Annotated in this window: 18 protein-coding genes; 16 read left to right on the forward strand and 2 right to left on the reverse strand. The window is 38.2% G+C overall.

The window, feature by feature from the left end; genetic code table 11:
- The first annotated feature begins 9 nt into the window (after positions 1-9).
- From ACW2QC_RS01415 to ACW2QC_RS01425, 3 genes are read left to right on the forward strand one after another with little or no spacing between them, the layout of a single operon-like run.
- Positions 10-1,110, forward strand: a complete 1,101-nt coding sequence (locus ACW2QC_RS01415; protein WP_457542189.1) for a Gfo/Idh/MocA family protein — start codon at positions 10-12, stop codon at positions 1,108-1,110.
- A 38-nt stretch (positions 1,111-1,148) separates the two neighbouring features.
- Positions 1,149-2,117, forward strand: coding sequence for a sugar phosphate isomerase/epimerase family protein (locus ACW2QC_RS01420; RefSeq protein ID WP_457542190.1), 969 nt, complete (start codon positions 1,149-1,151; stop codon positions 2,115-2,117).
- Between the two features lie 23 nt (positions 2,118-2,140).
- Positions 2,141-3,268 carry a Gfo/Idh/MocA family protein gene (locus tag ACW2QC_RS01425; RefSeq protein WP_457542277.1) on the forward strand — a complete coding sequence of 376 codons (1,128 nt, stop codon included), beginning with the start codon at positions 2,141-2,143 and terminating at the stop codon, positions 3,266-3,268.
- A 126-nt stretch (positions 3,269-3,394) separates the two neighbouring features.
- Here the strand turns inward: ACW2QC_RS01425 and ACW2QC_RS01430 are convergent, their stop codons facing one another.
- A complete protein-coding gene (locus ACW2QC_RS01430; protein ID WP_457542191.1) occupies positions 3,395-4,048 on the reverse strand; it encodes an HAD family hydrolase in 654 nt (217 codons plus the stop codon).
- Positions 4,049-4,348: 300 nt separating this feature from the next.
- On the opposite strand from ACW2QC_RS01430, the gene araD reads away from it, so the two are divergent.
- From araD to ACW2QC_RS01495, 13 genes are all read left to right on the forward strand, one after another.
- Entirely contained in the window at positions 4,349-5,041 is a 693-nt protein-coding gene (gene araD / locus ACW2QC_RS01435; protein ID WP_457542192.1) for an L-ribulose-5-phosphate 4-epimerase, read from the forward strand.
- 14 nt (positions 5,042-5,055) lie between these two features.
- Complete coding sequence (locus tag ACW2QC_RS01440; protein ID WP_457542193.1) at positions 5,056-6,762, forward strand: ribulokinase; 1,707 nt, start codon at positions 5,056-5,058, stop codon at positions 6,760-6,762.
- Positions 6,749-8,233: an L-arabinose isomerase gene (gene araA, locus ACW2QC_RS01445; protein ID WP_457542194.1), complete on the forward strand. Its 1,485-nt coding sequence runs from the start codon at positions 6,749-6,751 to the stop codon at positions 8,231-8,233. The genes ACW2QC_RS01440 and araA overlap by 14 nt, the downstream gene beginning before the upstream one ends.
- 244 nt (positions 8,234-8,477) lie before the next feature.
- Positions 8,478-9,608, forward strand: coding sequence for a substrate-binding domain-containing protein (locus ACW2QC_RS01450; RefSeq protein WP_457542278.1), 1,131 nt, complete (start codon positions 8,478-8,480; stop codon positions 9,606-9,608).
- A 270-nt stretch (positions 9,609-9,878) separates the two neighbouring features.
- On the forward strand, positions 9,879-10,958 hold the full coding sequence (gene chvE / locus ACW2QC_RS01455) for a multiple monosaccharide ABC transporter substrate-binding protein (protein WP_457542195.1): 1,080 nt from the start codon (positions 9,879-9,881) through the stop codon (positions 10,956-10,958).
- Positions 10,959-11,041: 83 nt separating this feature from the next.
- Entirely contained in the window at positions 11,042-12,568 is a 1,527-nt protein-coding gene (mmsA, locus tag ACW2QC_RS01460; RefSeq protein ID WP_457542196.1) for a multiple monosaccharide ABC transporter ATP-binding protein, read from the forward strand.
- 9 nt (positions 12,569-12,577) lie between these two features.
- Positions 12,578-13,738, forward strand: coding sequence for a multiple monosaccharide ABC transporter permease (mmsB, locus tag ACW2QC_RS01465; protein WP_457542197.1), 1,161 nt, complete (start codon positions 12,578-12,580; stop codon positions 13,736-13,738).
- 337 nt (positions 13,739-14,075) lie between these two features.
- Positions 14,076-15,200: a glycerate kinase gene (locus ACW2QC_RS01470; protein WP_457542198.1), complete on the forward strand. Its 1,125-nt coding sequence runs from the start codon at positions 14,076-14,078 to the stop codon at positions 15,198-15,200.
- A gap of 25 nt (positions 15,201-15,225) precedes the next feature.
- Entirely contained in the window at positions 15,226-16,047 is an 822-nt protein-coding gene (locus tag ACW2QC_RS01475; RefSeq protein WP_457542199.1) for an AraC family transcriptional regulator, read from the forward strand.
- A gap of 133 nt (positions 16,048-16,180) precedes the next feature.
- Complete coding sequence (locus ACW2QC_RS01480; RefSeq protein ID WP_457542200.1) at positions 16,181-17,332, forward strand: Gfo/Idh/MocA family protein; 1,152 nt, start codon at positions 16,181-16,183, stop codon at positions 17,330-17,332.
- A gap of 12 nt (positions 17,333-17,344) precedes the next feature.
- Entirely contained in the window at positions 17,345-18,511 is a 1,167-nt protein-coding gene (locus tag ACW2QC_RS01485) for a dihydrodipicolinate synthase family protein (protein ID WP_457542201.1), read from the forward strand.
- Between the two features lie 21 nt (positions 18,512-18,532).
- On the forward strand, positions 18,533-19,357 hold the full coding sequence (locus ACW2QC_RS01490; protein ID WP_457542202.1) for a sugar phosphate isomerase/epimerase family protein: 825 nt from the start codon (positions 18,533-18,535) through the stop codon (positions 19,355-19,357).
- A gap of 117 nt (positions 19,358-19,474) precedes the next feature.
- On the forward strand, positions 19,475-20,107 hold the full coding sequence (locus ACW2QC_RS01495) for an SGNH/GDSL hydrolase family protein (RefSeq protein ID WP_457542203.1): 633 nt from the start codon (positions 19,475-19,477) through the stop codon (positions 20,105-20,107).
- A gap of 328 nt (positions 20,108-20,435) precedes the next feature.
- Here the strand turns inward: ACW2QC_RS01495 and ACW2QC_RS01500 are convergent, their stop codons facing one another.
- The gene (locus ACW2QC_RS01500; RefSeq protein ID WP_457542204.1) at positions 20,436-21,617 is read right to left on the reverse strand and encodes a Gfo/Idh/MocA family protein; all 1,182 of its coding nucleotides are present in this window, start codon (positions 21,615-21,617) and stop codon (positions 20,436-20,438) included.
- Between the last annotated feature and the right edge of the window lie 10 nt (positions 21,618-21,627).

A 21,627-nucleotide genomic window follows, 5' to 3' on the forward strand; every position in this document is an offset into this window, starting at 1 on the left:
ATGGATGGTATGAAACAACTAAAAGCAGGTATAGTAGGGTGCGGCAACATAAGCGAAATATATTTTAAAAATGCCAAAAGGTTTGATGTATATGATATTGTTGCTTGTTCTGATTTGAATGTAGATCGTGCAAAAGAAAGGGCAAAGAAATTTAACATTCCAAAAACTTGTTCAACAGAAGAGTTGTTGGCAGATTCAGAGATTGATATCGTGATTAATCTTACTGTCCCTTCTGTGCATGCAATGGTTTCTTTAGCGGCACTTGAAGCGGGAAAGCACGTGTATACAGAGAAACCACTTGCAGTTACTCGGAATGAAGGTAAGCAAATTTTAGAAACTGCAGAAGCAAAAGGATTGGTTGTTGGTAATGCTCCGGACACGTTTTTGGGAGCAGGAATGCAAACGTGTAGGAAGTTGATTGATGATGGTTGGATTGGCAAGCCTGTTTCGGCAACCGCCTTTATGATGAATCACGGTCATGAGAACTGGCATCCAGATCCAGGCTTTTATTATCAAAATGGCGGTGGACCGATGTTTGACATGGGTCCATACTACCTGACAGCTTTAATTTCCTTAATGGGTCCTATAAAACGTGTAACAGGATCCACGACTATTGCTTTCCAAGAAAGGACCATTACAAGCGAACCAAAATTCGGTGAGAAAATACAGGTCAACACACCGACGCAAATCAACGGTGTGCTTGACTTTGAAAGTGGAGCAGTTGCCTCCATTATTACAAGTTTTGATACATGGCATCATCATTTGCCCAATATCGAAATTCATGGTACGGAAGGAAGTTTAGTTGTACCTGATCCAAACACGTTCGGGGGACCTGTATTTGTAAGAAGACACGATCAAAGTGAATGGTATGAGGTGCCTTTAACGCACAGTTTTTCAGATAATAGTAGAGGATTAGGTGTTGCTGATATGGCTTATTCCATTTTAAAAGACCAAACACCTAGGGCGAACGGGACACTTGCTTTTCATGTTTTAGATGTCATGCACGGTTTCCATGATGCATCAGATTCAAACAGACATTATGAGCCAGTTAGCACATGTGAGCAACCTGAACCTCTTCCCAATGGTTTAATTCATGATCGTCTTGAATAATTATAAAGTGATAACTACTATATAAGGAGTGAACATTTATGAAATTAGGTGTTTTTGCTGTATTATTTGGTGACCGAAAATTAGAGGATGCATTGGATACTATCACTGAAAATGGGCTAGAGGCAGTTGAAATCGGAACAGGTGGCTATCCTGGGGACGCGCATTGTAAACCAAAGGAACTGTTAAACAACAATAAGAAACTAGAGGCTTTTAAAAAAGCTGTCGATGATCGTGGATTGGAAATAAGCGCTTTAAGCTGTCACGGAAATCCGCTTCACCCCAATAAGGAAATTTCCGAAAAGCACCATGAGCAATTTCAGAATACTGTGCGTTTAGCTGAAAAACTAGGGGTAGAAACAGTAATCACGTTTTCAGGCTGCCCTGGTGAATCAGAACATTCCCGTTTTCCTGTATGGGTAACGTGTCCGTGGCCAGAGGACCATACAGAAGTATTGGAGTGGCAATGGAAAGAACGCGTAATTCCTTATTGGTCAGAACAAAGTAAGTTTTTAGCTGAGCATGGTGTTCGAGTAGCGATAGAACCCCATCCAGGATTTGTTGTATACAATAATGAAACAGCTTTGCGCCTTCGAAAAGAATGTGGACATAATATTGGTGTTAATTTTGACCCAAGTCATCTCTTTTGGCAAAACATGGATCCCATTGCTTCTATTAAAGAAATTGCAAGACATGATGCATTATACCATTTTCATGCGAAGGATACGGGGATTGACGAACAGAACACGGCAACTAATGGTGTACTTGATACGAAACCTTACAGCGATGAATTGAATCGATCCTGGATTTTCCGGACTGTTGGTTATGGGCATGGGGAAGAAAACTGGCGCAAGATTATTAGCACCCTCCAATTAGTTGGCTATAAAGGTACGATTAGTATCGAGCATGAGGACAGTCTTATGTCAGTTGATGAAGGGTTCCAAAAAAGCGCTAAATTGCTAAAGAATGCACTAATTAGAGAAAAGGTTGGTGAGATGTGGTGGGCCTAAATCAAAGAGAAATTAGAATCGGTATGGTTGGCTATCAATTTATGGGAAAAGCACATAGCCATGCTTACCGGGATTTACCATTTTATTTTGATACAAAAGTTAAACCAATACAAAAGGCAATTTCAGGTAGAAATGAATTAGGTGTGAAGGAAGCAGCTGAGAAAATGGGATGGGAATCGTACGAAACAGATTGGCAACGTTTGATCGAAAGGGAGGACATTGATGTCATTGATATTGTTACCCCAAACCATACCCATGCTGAAATTGCCATTGCAGCAGCTAAAGCTGGTAAACATATTATCACCGAAAAGCCGCTTGCTTTAACGATGGAGGAAGCGCAAGAAATGTATGATGCGGTCAAAGAAAATAATGTAATTCATATGATTTGTCACAATTATCGCTTTGCTCCAGCGGTTCAGTTCACTAAAAAACTAATTGACGAGGGGCGATTAGGAAAAATATATCACTTCCGCGCGAACTATCTACAAGATTTCATTATGGATCCACAATTTCCACTTGTGTGGCGTTTAAAGAAAGAAGTTTCTGGATCTGGAGCACTTGGTGATATTGGTGCACATAGTATTGATTTGGCTCGTTTTCTAGTAGGGGAATTGAAGGAAGTTGTTTCTATGATGGAAACGTTCATTAAAAAACGCCCGATTGGAGAAATGTCTGGAAGTTTACGTGCAAAGTCTGAAAGTAATTCGTTGGGAGAAGTTACCGTTGATGATGCAGTTGCGTTTCTAGCGAGATTTGAAAATGGAGCATTAGGGACATTTGAAGCGACACGATTTGCAGGTGGTAATCGAAACAAAAATAAATTTGAAATCAATGGAGAAAAAGGCTCTGTACGTTGGGATATGGAAAACATGAATAATCTGGAGATTTATCTAGGTGATGATGAGCCAGGGCTTCAAGGTTTCCGTTTGATTAACTGTACAGAAGAAAATCATCCATATGCAGCTGCATATTGGCCAGCTGGACATATCATTGGTTATGAGCATACATTTATTCATTTGATATATGAGTTTTTGAATGGAATTGCAAGTGGAACGCAACCCGAACCAAATTTTGAAGACGGGATAAGAAATCAAAAGGTTCTCGAGGCAGTTGAGAAATCTGCTAAGTCGAAGCAGTGGGAGAATATTTAGTAACTACTTATCGGAAACGTCAACTAACCTGGGACACGGGGACAGGTCCCTCGTCCCACCCGCGAAGCCCCGTCTTCAGTGACATCTGGGGTGGGACAACTAACCTGTCCCCATGTCCCGCCCGCCTCATCCTAGCATTCTAAGCAATTCTCTCAAACTTATATCAGCCATGGATTCAATTTTATGTTCCACCTTACAAAATTCCATGGCTCTTGTTACTTCATTTGGGACAACCACGCAGTGCATTCCTGCCTTTTTAGCGGCTAATGATCCATTGGCGGAATCCTCGAAAACTAGGCATTCTTCCACTTTTAGCCCCAAACACTTTGCAGCTTCTACATATAATGCTGGATCGGGTTTTACGAATTCAACGTCATCAGAAGTCTTGATGCACTGGAAATATTCGTATAAGTTAAGTTGCTTCAAGTGATTCGATACCCATTTAAAATTAGAGCTTGAAGCTAATCCTATTTTCAAATTAAGCTCTTCGGCCTCCTTTAAATAATCCTCAACGCCCGGCCTCGCCTCTTCCACAGTTAATTTTCCCTGAAAAAGATCATTAAATTTCCTTTCCAGTTCATCCTGATTTACTTTTCTATTAATCTGTTCTTCCAAGTATTGAAATGGCATAAACCCGGTATATGTTCCGATCTCCTCTTGCCATCTGGAAAGGGGAAGCTCGCTGCCATTCTCTTGGAAAATCTCATTTAAAACATGGTATTGCAGTGTTTCTGTATCAAAAATTAACCCGTCAAAATCAAAAATAATACCTTTTATCATTTATAGTCTCCTCTGCCATTTGCTGTTGTTACACAGCCATTATAAAGTCAATTGTTTGATTGCTCAAGCTAATTAACCAGATGCTGGCAGGGACATGGGGACAGGTCCCTTGTCCCGCAGCACAACCCGCATCCAGCTTCGTTTCGGGACTGGGACAACTAACCTGTCCCCATGTCCCAGTATTTTTAAAAGTTATAATTATCGCAAATATTATTGATTGTACGGACGAATTGTATTAATATAAGAATAGGAGCCTTATGTTATACGTACATGATATTTTGTGTGGAAGGTGTTGATAACATGTTAGAAGATTTAAAGCAAGCAGTGTTAGAAGCGAATCTTGCATTACCAAAGCATCACTTAGTAACTTTTACATGGGGAAATGTAAGCGGTATCAGCAGGAAGGACCAGCTTATCGTTATTAAACCTAGTGGGGTTCCATATGATGAATTAAAAAAGGCAGATATGGTTGTAGTTGATTTGGATGGGAGTATTGTTGAAGGGGATTTGAATCCGTCATCAGACACGCCAACACATCTCGTTTTATATCAAAACTTCCCGGAAATCGGTGGTGTTGTCCATACACATGCACCATGGTCAACAAGTTGGGCACAGGCGGGGAGAGGTATACCGTCATTAGGAACGACACATGGTGACTATTTTTACGGTACAGTTCCGTGTACAAGGGCGATGACGGAAGCAGAAATCAACGGGGCGTATGAGCATGAAACTGGAAATGTTATTGTCGAGACTTTTCAAGGAATCGATCCGAACCAAGTGCCTGGAGCGCTTGTCCATAGCCATGCTCCGTTCACATGGGGAAAAGATGCAAATGAAGCAGTTCATAATGCTGTTGTGTTAGAGGAAGTTGCGAAGATGGCTTTACAAACATATCAATTAAATCCAAATGCTTCACCTATGGACCAAGCACTGCTGGATAAGCATTATTTAAGAAAACATGGTGCAAAAGCATATTACGGACAAGAGAAATAAGGGGGATATCATACATGGCAGAAAAGTATGCTATTGGTGTTGATTATGGAACGGAATCAGGTCGAGCTGTATTAGTATCACTAGAAAATGGTCAAGAAATTGCTGATCATGTAACACCATATAGGCACGGTGTGATTGATCAAGAATTGCCTGATTCCCGAATTGAATTAGGTTATGAGTGGGCTTTACAAAATCCGCGCGATTATATCGATGTTTTAGGAAACTCTATCCCAGCTGTTTTACAGGAATCAGGCGTACATCCAAACGATGTGATTGGACTTGGAATTGATTTTACCGCATGTACAATGCTACCGGTCGATGAAAAAGGAGATCCCTTAAGTTTTAATCGCAAATTAAAAGATAACCCACATGGTTGGGTGAAACTGTGGAAACATCACGCAGCACAGGATGAAGCGAACAAATTGAATGAAATAGCTGAACAAATGGGGGAAGCTTTTTTGCCGAGATATGGGGGTAAAATATCTTCCGAGTGGATGATCGCAAAAATATGGCAAATTTTAAATGAAGCACCTGATATTTATGAAAAAACAGATCGATTTGTTGAAGCTACCGATTGGGTCATAGCAAGACTTACGAATAACTTGGTTCGTAATAGTTGCACGGCTGGTTACAAGGCAATTTGGCATAAGCAAGATGGGTATCCAAGTAAAGAATTTTTCAAGGCGCTTGATCCACGGTTAGAAGATTTAACAGACACGAAACTACGTGGGGAGGTTGTTCCATTAGGCACAAAATCCGGCGAATTAACAGAAGAGATGGCTAGGCTAACTGGGCTAAATGCAGGGACAGCAATTGCCACTGGAAATGTGGATGCACACGCTGCAGTACCTGCTATGGGTGTGGTCGAACCAGGAAAACTAGTGATGGCAATGGGGACTTCCATTTGTCATATGCTTTTAGGTAATGAGGAAAAGCAGGTTGAAGGTATGTGTGGTGTCGTTGAAGATGGAATTATTCCTGGATTTTACGGCTATGAAGCGGGACAGTCAGCTGTGGGAGATATTTTTGCATGGTATGTTGATCAAGGAGTACCAGAATATGTAAAAAAGAAGGCTGATGATGCAGGTATTACGGTTCACCAATGGTTAGAGGAAAACGCAGCAACTTACAAACCAGGTGAAACAGGATTATTGGCACTTGATTGGTGGAATGGGAATCGTTCAGTACTTGTCGATACAGACTTAAGCGGATTGCTATTAGGGATGACATTGCAGACAAAACCAGAAGAAATCTATCGAGCGCTTCTCGAATCAACTGCTTTTGGTACTCGTAAAATCGTCGACGCATTCCATCATAACGGAATCGAAGTTAATGAGTTATATGCGTGTGGAGGATTACCACATAAAAACAAGTTGTTAATGCAGATATACGCAGATGTTACGAATCGGGTTATCAAAATTGCCGATTCATTTCAGACCCCTGCTCTAGGTGCTGCAATGTTTGGCGCAGTTGCAGCGGGAGCGGCTAACGGTGGTTATGACACAATATTAGATGCAACCAAAAAAATGGCTCGAATAAAAGATGAAATTATTAAACCTATACCTGAGAATGTAGCTATTTATGAAAAACTGTATCAAGAATATTCAACGCTTCATGATTACTTTGGTCGTGGTGAAAATGATGTGATGAAGCGGCTGCGAGCAATTAAACTTACTACAAATAATGCCCAAATTAGGAGGAGCGAACATGTTAACAATTAGACCTTATGAATTTTGGTTCGTAACAGGAAGTCAGCATTTATACGGGAATGAAGCACTTCAGGAAGTGGAAGGTCATTCAAAACAAATTTCAGAAAAACTCAATGAAAATGGTAATCTACCATTTAATATTGTTTTTAAAACGGTATTAACTAATGCAAATGATATTCGCAAGTTAATGTTAGAAGCAAATAACGATGAAAATTGCGCAGGACTAATCACGTGGATGCATACATTTTCCCCTGCAAAAATGTGGATTTCCGGACTAAAGGCATTGCAGAAACCAATGTTACATTTACATACGCAATTTAACCGTGATATTCCTTGGAAAAATATTGATATGGACTTTATGAATCTAAACCAATCCGCACATGGGGACCGTGAATTTGGTTTTATTGGAACACGTATGAACATCCCACGCAAAGTGGTTGTCGGTCATTGGGAAAACCCAGATGTAGCAGAAAAAATCGGTGACTGGATGCAAACTGCAGTAGCTGTAACAGAAGGAACGAATATTAGAGTTGCTCGTTTTGGCGATAATATGCGTAATGTCGCTGTTACAGATGGAGACAAAGTGGAAGCGCAAATTAAATTTGGCTGGACAGTAGATTACTATGGAATCGGTGATTTAGTCGAGGAAATGGAGAAGATCACTGATGCTGATGTAGAGGAGTTGTATCAAGAGTACAATGAATTATACGAACTACCGGTTGAAGCCGAAGAGTCGGGCCCTGTTCGAGATTCCATATTGGAGCAGGCACGGATCGAGCTGGGTTTGAAAGCATTTTTATCAAAGCGAAATTATAATGCCTTTACAACTAACTTTGAGGATTTGCATGGCATGAAACAACTACCAGGCCTAGCAGCTCAACGTTTAATGGCAGAAGGATACGGCTTTGCTGGGGAAGGGGACTGGAGAACAGCGGCTTTATTACGGATGATGAAAGTTATCGCTGGAAACAAGGGAACATCCTTTATGGAGGATTATACGTACCACTTGGAACCAGGCAACGAAATGATATTAGGTTCACACATGTTAGAAATTTGCCCAACAGTCTCCGCAACAAAGCCTAGAATTGTCGTTAATCCACTTGATATGGGTAATAAAGACGACCCTGCTCGTTTAGTATTTGATGGTCGTGGCGGCCAGGCAGTTGTCGCCTCACTGATTGAACTAGGCGGCAGGTATCGACTCGTTGTCAATGAAGTGCAAGCAGAACAGCCAACGGAGGAAACACCAAATCTTCCGGTGGCAAAAGTTTTATGGAAACCTGAACCATCTTTAAGCGAAGCAACGGAATCATGGATATATGCGGGTGGAGCGCATCATACGGCATTTTCATTTAATGTAACGACAGATCAATTATATGATTTTGCGGATATGGCAGGTATTGAATGTGTTGTAATTGATCGTGATACGAGGGCAAGGCAATTGCGGAGTGAGTTGAAGTTGGGGGAGAGGGTTTGGGGGTGAATATCTAAACCTAATCCACCATTACAGAGCTATAGTTTCAAGGTATAGCTCTGTAATAGTTTACAGTTTAAAACGAGTAGAAATAAACTGTATATAATTATTGTATTTATGTTAAGCTTAACTTATACGAATGTGTTTTGAATAATATGCAAATAATACCAATAATAATGACTTTCTATTTGATAACTTTTTTGTACACATTTTAAAAATAATTGCCTAAACGTACGAGCAGGGATGTGTTTTTATTTTGACAAAATATAATATGGTGAAAAAGGCAATAAAATCAAAGATCATAGACGGAACCTATATACCAAATCAGAAGATCAGTTCAGAAAGTGAATTAATGAAGGAATTTAGTGTCAGTCGTCACACGGTGCGACAAGCAATCGGTGATTTGGTTACAACAGGTTGGCTTTATCGGGAACAAGGATCAGGAACCTTTTGTGCAGATAGAAGCGCAGTGAGCAATAATCAAGAACAAAGTAGCCAAAAGAATATTGCTATTATTACTACCTATATCTCCGATTATATATTTCCTTCCATTATACGTGGTGCTGAAGCAAGGTTAAGTGATGAAGGATATCAGGTAAGCATTTTTAGCACAAATAATAACCAGGAGAATGAACAGCGTATTTTAGAAAAGATTCTAACACAAAAATTTGACGGCATCATTGTTGAGCCAACAAAAAGTGCGTATTCGAATCCTAACATTAGTTATTATCTAAATCTAGAACGCCTCTCCATACCCTATATTATGATTAATGCCTTTTATGATGAGTTAGAACCAATTAATATTGTGATGGATGATGAAAAGGGTGGCTTTTTGCAAACGGAACATTTGATAAAACGTGGCCATAACAATATAATAGGATGTTTTAAAACGGATGATACCCAAGGAACTAAGCGTATGAAAGGATTTTTAAAAGCTCATAGACAAAATAAAATACCAATAAATCCGAGTAATATTATCACGTATACGACAGAGGAAAAGAATGCAAAGCCTATTGATGAATTGAAAAAAATACTATCGTCGAAAAACAATTCTGTTACGGGGTTAGTTTGCTATAATGATGAACTTGCAATGAAGTTACTCGATGTATTACGGACGATGAATATACGGGTTCCAGACGATTTGTCTATCGTAGGCTATGATGATTCTCCATTGGCGGAAATATCAGAAGTGAAATTAACGTCTATTGCACATCCGAAAAGTGAGTTAGGGGAAGCTGCTGCGAACATGATTATAGATCTTATAAAATTAAAAAAGGATAATAAAAATAAAGACGTTTATAATGCTAATTCTATTGTATATCCCCCTGAAATTATAATTAGAACATCTACAAAAGATTTAAATAAGTCTGAAATGACATCCTAACAATTTACCATCTTATTTTATAAGGTGGTATTTATTTTCCAATAAAATAATTTTTCAAAATATTTTATTGCATAATACGTCCCTTTGTTTTATAATAAATGTACGTACAAGATGGGTGTGTGTGATCATTGTATTGTACGAACAATTTTTTGTTACTAATCATTTATTATGCAGGGTTATTTAACAGAGCATATATTTTTTTGCTTCGAATGAAAGCGCTATCTAATAAGCTCTGTATAATGGATTAACAAAAACAAGGGGGTAAAAAGAATGAAGAAATTTAGTTGGATCTTATCTATTATGGTACTTGCTATTGCCATGGTAGGATGTAGCAATGACGCGAGTGGTGATGGTGGAGATAGTGGAAAAACTGTCGGAATTGCCATGCCCACAAAGTCTTCTGAAAGATGGGTCAAAGATGGAGACAACATGGTTAGCCAATTTGAAGAATTAGGGTATGAGACTGATTTGCAATATGCAGAGGACGTTGTAGAAAATCAAGTATCGCAAATTGAAAATATGATCACAAAAGGTGTAGATATTCTTGTGATCGCTTCAATTGATGGAGAGGCGCTTACAGATGTTCTGGAACAAGCAAAGAATCAGGATATTCCTGTAATAGCATATGATCGTCTTATTATGAACAGTGACCACGTAAGCTATTATGCAACTTTTGATAACTTCAAAGTTGGAGTGCAACAAGGTGAATACATTGAAGACAAGTTAGGGCTAGCAGATGGAGAAGGGCCATTTAATATTGAACTATTTGCTGGATCTCCAGATGATAACAATGCATATTTCTATTGGGATGGTGCAATGTCTATCCTTCAACCGTACATTGATGAAGGGAAATTAGTAGTTCAAAGTGGTCAAACTAGTTTTGATCAGGGTGCAACATTACGTTGGGATGGCGCGAAGGCACAAGAACGTATGGATAATTTGTTAAGTGCTCATTATTCCAGTGAAAAAATAGATGTTGTTTATTCACCATTTGATGGTATAAGCCGTGGAGTAATCTCTTCACTAAAAGCAGTAGGATACGGGACAGACGACAATCCAATGCCAATTGTTACTGGGCAAGATGCGGAATTGTCATCAATTAAGTCCATTATTGCTGGAGAACAAACACAAACAATCTTTAAAGATACAAGGGAACTAGCTAAAAGTGCAGTTAATATGGCAGACTCTGTGCTAAATGGAGAAGAACCTGAAGTGAATGATACGGAAACATACGATAATGGTATGAAAGTTGTTCCTTCAAACTTATTAGAATCTGTTTCAGTAGATATCGATAATTATGAAGAATTACTTATAGAGTCAGGATATTATACAGAGGACCAATTAAAGTAACATTAAAAAGGCTTCAGGATGATTTAGCGTCATATATTTTGCTAAATCATCCTACTTATTTTCATTTTAAAGGTGTGATAATAATGGCTGAGACAATTTTGGAAATGAAGCAAATAACAAAGACATTTCCAGGTGTAAAAGCTCTAGATAATGTAAACCTTAAAGTTCAAGAAGGAGAAATACATGCTCTGATTGGTGAGAACGGTGCTGGTAAATCTACTTTAATGAAAGTATTAAGTGGTGTTCATCCATACGGGACATATTCTGGGGATATTATTTTTAAAGACAGCACATGTGAGTTTAAAAATATTAATGAAAGTGAGGGGCTTGGGATTGTTATTGTGCATCAGGAGCTTGCGTTAATTCCCGACCTATCAATTGCAGAAAATATATTTTTAGGAAATGAGCAAGCGAGAAAAGGTGTTATTAACTGGAATGAAACGATTATCGAAACAAGACAATTGCTCAAGAAAGTTGGACTAAATGTAGATCCTGAAGAACAAATTAAAAACATTGGAGTGGGTCAACAGCAATTAGTGGAAATTGCGAAAGCGCTATCTAAGAAGGTGAAATTATTAATTCTTGATGAACCTACAGCAGCTTTGAATGAAGAAGATAGCGAAAACCTCTTAAAGCTATTACTAGAATTTAAAAAGCAAGGGATGACATCCATTCTCATTTCTCATAAATTAAAAGAGCTTTTTAAGGTATCTGATAGTATAACGGTTTTACGTGATGGTCAAACAATTGAGACATATTCTATTAATGATGTTACCGAAAATAAAGTAATAAAAGATATGGTTGGTCGTGACCTCACAAATTTATTTCCAGAACGGCAAGATAACATTAAAGATGAAGTTGTTTTTGAAATTAAAGACTGGTCTGTTTATCATCCACAAGATTCAGAGAGAAAAATATTACATGATGTTAATGTGAAAGTTAAACGCGGAGAGATTGTTGGTATTGCTGGGTTAATGGGAGCAGGAAGAACAGAACTTGCTATGAGTGTTTTTGGGAAATCCTATGGTAAAAAAATTTCAGGACAGCTTATTAAAGATGGACGGGAACTATCGTTTAATAATGTCGATCAAGCGATTAAGCATGGTGTGGCGTATGTTTCTGAGAATCGAAAAGAATATGGACTTATATTAATTGATAGTATTAAAAATAATCTATCACTAGCAAACTTAAATAAATTGTCAAAAAACAATGTTGTTGATGGAAGTAAAGAAATTGTAGAAGCAGAGACACTAAAATCGAAAATTAATATTAAAGCTCCTAGTATTCAACAGAAAGTGGTGAACCTTAGCGGGGGAAACCAGCAGAAGGTAGTGTTGGGGAAATGGATATTTACGGATCCAGAAATTCTAATCTTGGATGAACCAACAAGGGGAATAGATGTTGGAGCTAAATTTGAAATATATAAAGTTATTAATGAACTTGCTGAGCAGGGAAAAAGTATTATTATGATTTCATCTGAACTACCTGAGTTAATAGGTATGTGTGATCGCATTTATACTTTAAGCGAAGGAAGAATCACGGGTGAAATTGATAGAAGTGAAGCAAACCAAGAAATTCTGATGACATACATGACGCAAAGTGGGAGGTAATGAGAAGTAATGGATGGATTTAAGAATTTAATTAACAATAATTTAAGACGATTTGGAATGGTTATTGCGTTAGTTGGTATATCGATATTATTTCAAATTTTAACGGATGGAATTTTATTGACTCCATTAAATGTAACGAATATTGTTATGCAGAATAGTTATATGATTGTACTGGCAATTGGTATGATGTTGATCATTATTACGGGTGAGATTGATTTATCAGTTGGTTCAGTAGCGGCTTTTGTAGGAGCGGTTGCAGGGGTAATGCTCGTAACTCATGATATGCCTGTAATTGTTGCGTTGTTGTTAAGTTTAATCCTTGGTGCAATTATTGGTGCATGGCAAGGATTTTGGATAGCATACGTTAAGATTCCTGCATTTATTGTGACTTTAGCTGGAATGTTAATATTCAGAGGATTAACGTTGGTAGTTTTACAGGGACAGACACTTGCGCCATTTCCAGATGGTTTTAGAAGTTTAAGCTCTTCCTTTTTACCAGATATTTTCGGTGGTGGGGGAGAACTTCAATTATTTACAGTAGTGGTTGGGATCGTATTATCAATTCTATTTATACTTAATGAGTTTAAAATAAGAAGAACCGATATGAAATACAATTTTAACACAACTTCACTACCTTTATTCATCGCAAAGTTAATTGCTTTGGTGGTTGTTATTAATGTATTTACATATGTACTAGCATTATATGAGGGTATACCATATGTACTGATTATATTATTTGTCCTAATTATTGGATATACATTTTTGATGAATAAAACAGTTGTTGGTCGACATATATATGCTGTCGGTGGAAATGAAAATGCAGCTCAGCTATCAGGTGTTAAGACGAAAAAAATGAAGTTCTGGGTTTTCGTTAATATGGGAATCATGGCAGCATTAGCTGGTCTTATTTTTGCAGGTCGGTTAAATGCAGCAACACCTCAAGCTGGTAACCTATTTGAACTAGACGCTATTGCCGCAGCAGTTATTGGTGGTGCATCGTTGACAGGCGGTGTAGGAACCGTATTTGGCGCGGTAATTGGTGCATTGGTTATGGGTATATTAAATAACGGTATGTCCTTAATGGGTATCGGGATTGATTGGCAGCAGGCTATTAAAGGACTAGTATTACTAGGTGCTGTAGCGTTTGATGTGTTGAATAAGAATAAATAGGAGTTCAACCAGCGGCATGTTGGATTATATTGGATGTAATGCCCCCATGAGAATGAGGAAAATGCAATGAATGTAATTAGAAAGACTTCTGCATCATGGGGCGGTTTTCAAAATAAGACTTGTGGGGAATTTTATAGGTTGAAAAACAAAACTTCGGTGATAGCCGAAGTTTTTTGGTATGTGGTGAAAATAAATTTGAACAATCATTAGTCGGGGTGGACCTCTATAACATGCCAAATCTAAGTCTCTATTAATCAATCAAAGAATACGGTATTGCCAATAATATTAAAGTGATGTTTAATTGGATTATATTAATTTAAAAATAAAGGAGATTATTATGAATATAGTCGTGGCACCGGATTCCTTTAAAGGAAGTTTAACCTCAGTAGAAGCATCCGAGATAATGAAATCTGCCATAATGAATGTTGACCCCAGTCATTTCATTACTATAAAACCAATGGCAGATGGTGGGGAAGGAACCCTGGAGTCCTTACTTAATGCAAGTGATGGGGAACGTATAGATGTGAAATGCACCGGACCTTTGGGGAAAAACATAATCACTTCATATGGAATTATAAATTCAAATACAGCTGTTATTGAGTGTGCGAATATTGTTGGATTAACGCAAGTTCCTGAAAATAAGCGTAATCCAGATAATACAACTACATATGGTATTGGTGAAGTTATCACTCATGCACTTAACAGGGGATGCACTTCTTTTATTATTGGATTGGGAGGAAGTTCTACAAATGATGGGGGGTTAGGAATGCTCGTGGCTTTAGGGATGAGCGCCTGGGATGAAAACGGTAATCAGATAGATGGATACGGACGTGATTTGTATAGTGTGAAAAAGGTTAAATGTAATAATTTGGATCCAAGAATTGCTCGTGCCTCGATTAATATAGCGAGTGATGTAGAAAATCCATTATGTGGTAAGCTAGGTGCAACTAAAGTGTTTAGTCCCCAAAAAGGTGCGACTGTGAAACAAGTAAAGCAATTAGATGAGGCTTTAAGGCAATTTGGAAACTTAGTTGAATCTGATCTTCATGTCAACATACAAGAAATGCCTGGCGCTGGCGCTGCGGGAGGATTAGGCTTTGCACTTATGGCAATTGGTGGTAGTTTGGTGTCCGGTGCAGCGTTAATAGGTGAAACGATAGGTATTGAAAGTGCGATTAAAACAGCTGATCTTGTAATTACCGGGGAGGGACAAAGTGATGAACAAACACTTTATGGCAAGGCGCCTGGTTACGTCGCAGCAATCGCGAAGACATTTGGAGTTCCTGTTGTTCTGATTTCTGGAAGCCTCAATGGCAATTTGGATTCATTACGGGAAAGGTTTTCGGGTTGCTTTTCTATTATTAATAAACCATTATCCTTACAACAATGTTTTGAAGAGGCTGATAAACTACTTTTTGAACAAACAAAACAAGTAATTCATTTGGTGGCCAATATCAAGTAATGTTTCAGTGTGGAAGGTGATACCTGTGGATGGCAATGCATTAGAACAACGGGTTATTCGTTTGAATGAGAGTATACATTCTGAGAAGGACACGGTTAAGAAGCATTTTCATGAAACTTATCAGATCCTGTATGCTATGGAAGATGAAGGAGAAATAAGTCTTAATGGAGAAAACTATTCATTTGACCGTGATCAGGTGGCATTTATTACACCATATTCCAACCATTCCATTTTGGCTCATACAAAGCTGGCAGTTCTAGTACTTGAGTTCGAACCAATTATCCTAGATTCAACAATTCATCAAAAGTTAATTGATGAGTATTTCAATCAATCGAAAATAATTAAAGTAAATGAATTTGATGCAATGGAAATAAGGCAATTACTACGGAAAATGTTGTATCAGCAATCGTTAGGTGATTCTCTTGATATAGTTGGAATGCAAGTGTATCTATTACAGCTTTTGTATCTCTTTGCACGGTCACAAAAGTATGAAGTCATTACAAATGCTAATACATTAAGGGCGGAAAAATTGAAGGAATATATCGATTCCAACTACTATAATGTGATGAGTTCGAATGACCTATCCGCCAAAATGGGGGTCAGTTCCCGCCATGTAAATACAATTTTCAAGGATCGTTACAATAAGACACCATTACAATATTTAACAGAAGTCCGTTTGGAATTAGCAAAGAAGCTGTTAGTGGAATCAAACAAGGATATTATCTCCATTTGTTTTGAGGTAGGGTTTGAATCACTTTCCACTTTTTATCGAACGTTTAGTAATTACGCACATACATCCCCTAAAAAGTACAGATCTATCCATAATCATAGTTATTCCGCTTTGTAAGCGGACACTATGATTTTTTTCTGCAGAAAAACAGTTCCGAAATTGAGAATTTATTACCTGAAGTTATAAGAAATTTTAGTGAAAACGTAATATCATTACATACAAATAGCGTAATGAGAGAGGGGAAAAGAACATGTCAATACGAAAAATCGGAATTATTATGAATGGTGTAACAGGGAGAATGGGAACAAATCAACATTTAATTCGCTCGATTGTTGCAATAAGGGAACAAGGTGGAGTTAAATTAGCGAATGGAGATAAGATTATGCCAGATCCTATTCTGGTCGGACGCCGAGAAAACCGGTTGAAGGAACTGGTGGAACAGTTTAATCTGTCTCGTTGGACAACTAATTTGGATGAGGCACTGGAGGATGACTATAATCAAATTTATTTTGATTCTCAGACTACTGTGCGCCGGGCTGATGGTATACGAAAGGCAATAAAAGCAGGAAAAGATATTTATTGTGAGAAGCCAACAGCTGAAAGTACGGAAGAGGCATTAGAACTTGCGAAGCTTGCAAAAAATGCTGGAGTTAAGAATGGCGTGGTTCAAGATAAACTTTACCTACCAGGGTTATTAAAACTTAAACGACTCATTGATTCCGGTTTCTTTGGTGAAATTTTATCCGTACGAATGGAGTTCGGTTATTGGGTTTTTGAAGGGGATTGGCAGGAAGGACAGCGTCCATCGTGGAATTACAGAAAAGAAGACGGAGGCGGAATAATCGTTGATATGTTTGCGCACTGGAGATACGTTATTTCCCATCTTTTCGGCACGATTCAATCATTATCATGTATCGGTAAAACACACATTGGGGAACGAATAGACGAAAATGGAGAACCGTATCAATGTACAGCAGATGATGCGGCCTATGCGACATTTGAACTTGACAATGGCGTTATTGTTCAAGCAAATTCATCGTGGGCAGTACGAGTGAACCGTGAGGATTTGCTTACGATTCAAGTGGATGGTACGGAAGGAAGTGCTGTTGCTGGTTTAAGGGATTGCAAAACACAACATCGCGTGAACACGCCAAAACCAGTTTGGAATCCAGATATCCCTAATCCATTTGATTTTCAGTCACAGTGGGAGGAAGTACCGGCAAATCAGGAATTCGAGAATGCATTTAAGGTTCAATGGGAAATGTTTTTGAAACATGTAGTAGCCGATGAAGCCTATGATTTAGATTTACTTGAAGGGGCAAAGGGAACACAATTATCAGATTTAGCATTGAAATCCTGGAATGATCGTCGCTGGATTGACGTTCCCACACTAGAAATTTAGGGGGGTACTATTTTGACGAACCAACTAAAACTACCAAAAAGCGGTGGAAAATTATACACGTATACACCAAAAGAAGCGGTTTCTTTTGAGATTCCAAAGGGTCAACAATTTCAAAAAAGGATTGCTTTTTCGGCAGCACACGTCGTAGCAGATCCTTTTGCAGATACGGATCCACTTAACAATAGTCAGATAGACTGGGATGCTACGATGAAATACCGTCACTATCTCTGGTCACATGGATTAGGTGTGGCTGAAGCAATGGATACAGCGCAGCGTGGAATGGGGCTTAACTGGGAACAAGCCAAGGAGTTGATAAAGAGATCTGTTAAGGAAGCCAAATCGGTTGATGGAAAGATAGCGAGTGGTGCGGGGACAGATCATCTAAACGCCGGACCGAATGTGCGACTTGAGGATGTACTTAATGCTTACATGGAGCAGTGCGAATTTGTTGAAAATCAAGGTAGTCAAATTATCTTAATGGCGAGCCGTGCATTGGCAGCTTGCGCAAAAACACCTGAAGACTATGAAAAAGTGTATGGCAATATATTAAGCCAAGTTTCACAGCCGGTTATTCTACATTGGCTTGGAGACATGTTCGATCCTGCTTTAAAGGGATACTGGGGACATGATGATATTGATAAGGCAATGGAAGTTTGTTTACGAGTGATTAAAGAAAATAAAGATAAAATTGATGGAATAAAAATCTCCCTGTTAGACGAACAACGTGAAATAGAAATGAGACGTTTGCTTCCAGACGATATCAAAATGTATACAGGTGATGATTTTAATTATCCCAATCTGATTCTTGGAGATGAACAGGGATATAGTCATGCTTTGCTGGGAATATTTGATGCAATTGCTCCTGCTGCTTCAGCGGCATTTCATGCATTAGATAGAAATGACCTGGAAACCTATCATGCGGCTTTGGAGAAGACGGTTCCGTTATCGCGGCATATTTTTCAAGCGCCAACTTACGCGTATAAAACAGGTGTTGTCTTTATGGCTTATTTGAACGGGCATCAATCTCACTTCAAAATGATAGGGGGAGCGGAAAGCTGGCGTTCCATTGTTCATCTTTCCGATCTGTTTGTCCTTGCTGATGATGCGGGGCTTTTACAAAATCCGGAGCTTGCAATTAAACGAATGAAGGTTTTATTAGCACAATCTGGGATTGAATAATTAAAGAGGAGATCTGTTACTATGGTAAATAATTCACCACTAATAGAGAATCTAAGTCTTAATCAGATAACAACCGATAATTGGAGCTTACAAGAAGCTGTAAATGGTTGTGTTAAAGCAGAAATACCATGGATTTCTATTTGGCGTCATAAACTGCATGAAATTGGACTTGCAGAAAGTAAACGAATTATTAAGGATTCAGGGTTAAAAGTATCTAGTTTATGTCGAGGTGGAATGTTTCCAGCATCCACGTTGGAACAAAGACAAAAGAATCTGGACGATAATCGACGTGCAGTAGAAGAAGCAGCAGAATTAGGAACCGATGTATTGGTTTTGGTATGCGGCCCTGCGCCGGATAAGGATATCGAAACTTCCCGAAAATGGGTAGAAGAGGGTATTGAACAATTAGTTCCATTTGCTGAACAACATGGAGTCAAGTTAGGTATCGAGCCGCTCCATCCAATGTATGCTGCCGATCGTTCGGTTGTTGTCACATTAGATCAGGCTAATACAATGGCAGAGAAGTTTAACCCGAATCAGGTAGGGGTTATTGTGGATGTCTTTCATGTATGGTGGGACCCACAGCTTTATAAGCAAATCGAACGGGCAAAAAATAATATTTTGGGATTTCATGTTTCCGATTGGATTGTTCCCGTTCCAGATATGTTTAAAGGAAGGGGAATGATGGGTGACGGTGTTATCGAAATCCGTCGTATTCGTAAGGCGGTGGAAAAGGCTGGCTACAATGGTCCGATTGAGGTGGAAATTATCAATCAAGCTATCTGGGATCAGCCTGGTGATGAAACACTTGAAACGATGAAGGATTGTTATTTGAAGCATGTTTAGTTAACGGTTACGTATGGAATGTCATATAGATGAAGAATAGTAGATTAGTAGATACTATTCTTCATTGTTTGTATAAAATATGAAAAATACAGACTTATTTGTGGGGGCGTTTGTAACATGACACAACGAATTATATTTATTGGTGACAGTATTACAGAATGGGGAGTTCGAGAAGATACAGAAGGAATTGGGACAGGATATGTAAGGATACTGCATGATTATCTAAAAACAACATATCCTGAAGAAGATCTGGATATTATCAATAAAGGAATTGGTGGGAATAGAATAATAGACTTAGCTGAAAGATGGCAATGTGACGTTATTGACTTAAACCCCGATATAGTTTCAATATCGATAGGTATTAATGATGTATGGAGACAGTTTGATCAACCGAATATCGAGCAGGTATATCCAGATAAATTTAGAAATGTTTATGAATACTTATTAAAACAAGTTCATGAAAAAACAAATGCCCAAATTATTGTAATGGAGCCAACTATAATTGAAGAAAATGTAGATTCAATTGGGAATAAAAAACTGGAACCTTACGTGGAAATCACGAATTGTTTAGCCAAGAAATATAATCTGGTTGTTGTACCAACACATCAGGCCTTTCTAAAATATTTAGAAGCAGGAAATGGATATGAATTAACAACGGACGGGGTACATATGAATTCCTATGGAAATATGCTAATGGCTGTCAACTGGTTGAAAGCAAGTAGAGCTATTTTAAGCAATTTAATTGATTAATGTTGTGATCTAATATAGGCTAGTTCCTTCGTCAGTTAGAATTTGTAACGGGATGCGCAGCGGTATTGGAAGTGCAATATGTAAACATCTTATTATCAGGAGGCGTTCATGTTTTTGTTGCAAGATAGAGGTACAAGTTCTTATCGCTGAAACATACTTTTATACCCTTTTATTTCGTATTGGATTTTAAATAGAGTCAGAGTATTATTACTTATAAAAGTGCTATTATTTATGATTAGAAATTTATGGTGTTAAGGCTGGAATATAAAAAAACCAGGCATATCAATTTACTGATAGCCTAGTTTTTTGTTCTGTAATAATAATACGTTTATGTCAATGTTATTTGCTTTCCCTTTTTTGCCCAGGTGACCTTAGATTCACTAGGAAGAGTCCACTTATCATAGCAGTCCATCAATACCCTTTCTAAACCTGTTACTTGCCATTGTTTTATATCTTTATTGTATTTTTTTACTTTGGTTGGAAATTTAGGAACTTGCGGAACTGATTCATGCATTCCCTTAATACATATTGCATGAGCAACTGCCGCCTCAGGTCCACATAAAACTTTCTCGTCCCCATTTAGTATAGCATTCACACAAACCCTTAATTTTGCTAAATGGTCATCTTCCGGATTACTGTATACCTTAGTAGTTCCATCATTAAAATGGGCAACCACTTTATTTTTACCATCGTCAGGGTTGTAGACAATGGTAGCTAATTCAAACTCAAATTTGAAGCGAGGATTTAATTCCTCTTGAATAGCATGGGATGCGTAAAATAAGATTTCCGTTTGATTCACAGAATCCAGCCGAACAGCGCACGTATCAAATGTCTCAATATCATTTGCACGATAAAGTTCTGCTGTAACATCCCTCAACTTGCAGCTACTGTCTGTGGTTGCTCCTAATAGATAAAACATATGATGTAAAAAATGGGAAGTAGCATTATTGGCAATACTATCAAAAATCATGTCACCGTTCACACTGTATTTTTTTCCAGCCCATGGTGAGCGAGAATAATAATTATCATCACGCGGCCACAAAACAAGCGATTTCATGCGCCTTGCTTGCCCAAACATGCCATTTAAAATATCCTGTTTAAGTAATTGAACAGAATCGGTAAATGACCAATTAAATCCAATACTTAAAAATTTCCCTGTTTGGTTACGTATTTTAATCATTTCATCTATGTCATCCGGATTCCCACTGATTGGCTTTTCACAAAGTACGTTGCTACCATGTGACATGGCATAACAGGATTGTTTTTTGTGAAAGTGAATTGGTGTAGATATAATAGCCAAATCCGCCGTTGCATTCATATAAAATTCTTCCAGTGATTTGAATATTGGTATACCTCTTTCAGCAATCAGATTGTAATAATTAGATTGTTCTGGCTTGATATCTACGACACCTTGAATAAAAGTATTTTCATTATTGTGAAGCAATTCATTTAAATAGATATTTCCATAACCGCTGATCCCAACTAGAACAACAGAAACCTTTTGGTCCATTATAACGTAG

This window comes from Virgibacillus sp. FSP13 (assembly GCF_054048505.1).

Coding starts and splice junctions, on each gene's coding strand:
- ACW2QC_RS01415 (WP_457542189.1), top strand. CDS start 10: ATGAAACAACTAAAAGCAGGTATAGTAGGGTGCGGCAACATAAGCGAA.
- ACW2QC_RS01420 (WP_457542190.1), top strand. CDS start 1,149: ATGAAATTAGGTGTTTTTGCTGTATTATTTGGTGACCGAAAATTAGAG.
- ACW2QC_RS01425 (WP_457542277.1), top strand. CDS start 2,141: ATGGTTGGCTATCAATTTATGGGAAAAGCACATAGCCATGCTTACCGG.
- ACW2QC_RS01430 (WP_457542191.1), bottom strand. CDS start 4,048: ATGATAAAAGGTATTATTTTTGATTTTGACGGGTTAATTTTTGATACA.
- araD (WP_457542192.1), top strand. CDS start 4,349: ATGTTAGAAGATTTAAAGCAAGCAGTGTTAGAAGCGAATCTTGCATTA.
- ACW2QC_RS01440 (WP_457542193.1), top strand. CDS start 5,056: ATGGCAGAAAAGTATGCTATTGGTGTTGATTATGGAACGGAATCAGGT.
- araA (WP_457542194.1), top strand. CDS start 6,749: ATGTTAACAATTAGACCTTATGAATTTTGGTTCGTAACAGGAAGTCAG.
- chvE (WP_457542195.1), top strand. CDS start 9,879: ATGAAGAAATTTAGTTGGATCTTATCTATTATGGTACTTGCTATTGCC.
- mmsA (WP_457542196.1), top strand. CDS start 11,042: ATGGCTGAGACAATTTTGGAAATGAAGCAAATAACAAAGACATTTCCA.
- mmsB (WP_457542197.1), top strand. CDS start 12,578: ATGGATGGATTTAAGAATTTAATTAACAATAATTTAAGACGATTTGGA.
- ACW2QC_RS01470 (WP_457542198.1), top strand. CDS start 14,076: ATGAATATAGTCGTGGCACCGGATTCCTTTAAAGGAAGTTTAACCTCA.
- ACW2QC_RS01480 (WP_457542200.1), top strand. CDS start 16,181: ATGTCAATACGAAAAATCGGAATTATTATGAATGGTGTAACAGGGAGA.
- ACW2QC_RS01490 (WP_457542202.1), top strand. CDS start 18,533: ATGGTAAATAATTCACCACTAATAGAGAATCTAAGTCTTAATCAGATA.
- ACW2QC_RS01495 (WP_457542203.1), top strand. CDS start 19,475: ATGACACAACGAATTATATTTATTGGTGACAGTATTACAGAATGGGGA.
- ACW2QC_RS01500 (WP_457542204.1), bottom strand. CDS start 21,617: ATGGACCAAAAGGTTTCTGTTGTTCTAGTTGGGATCAGCGGTTATGGA.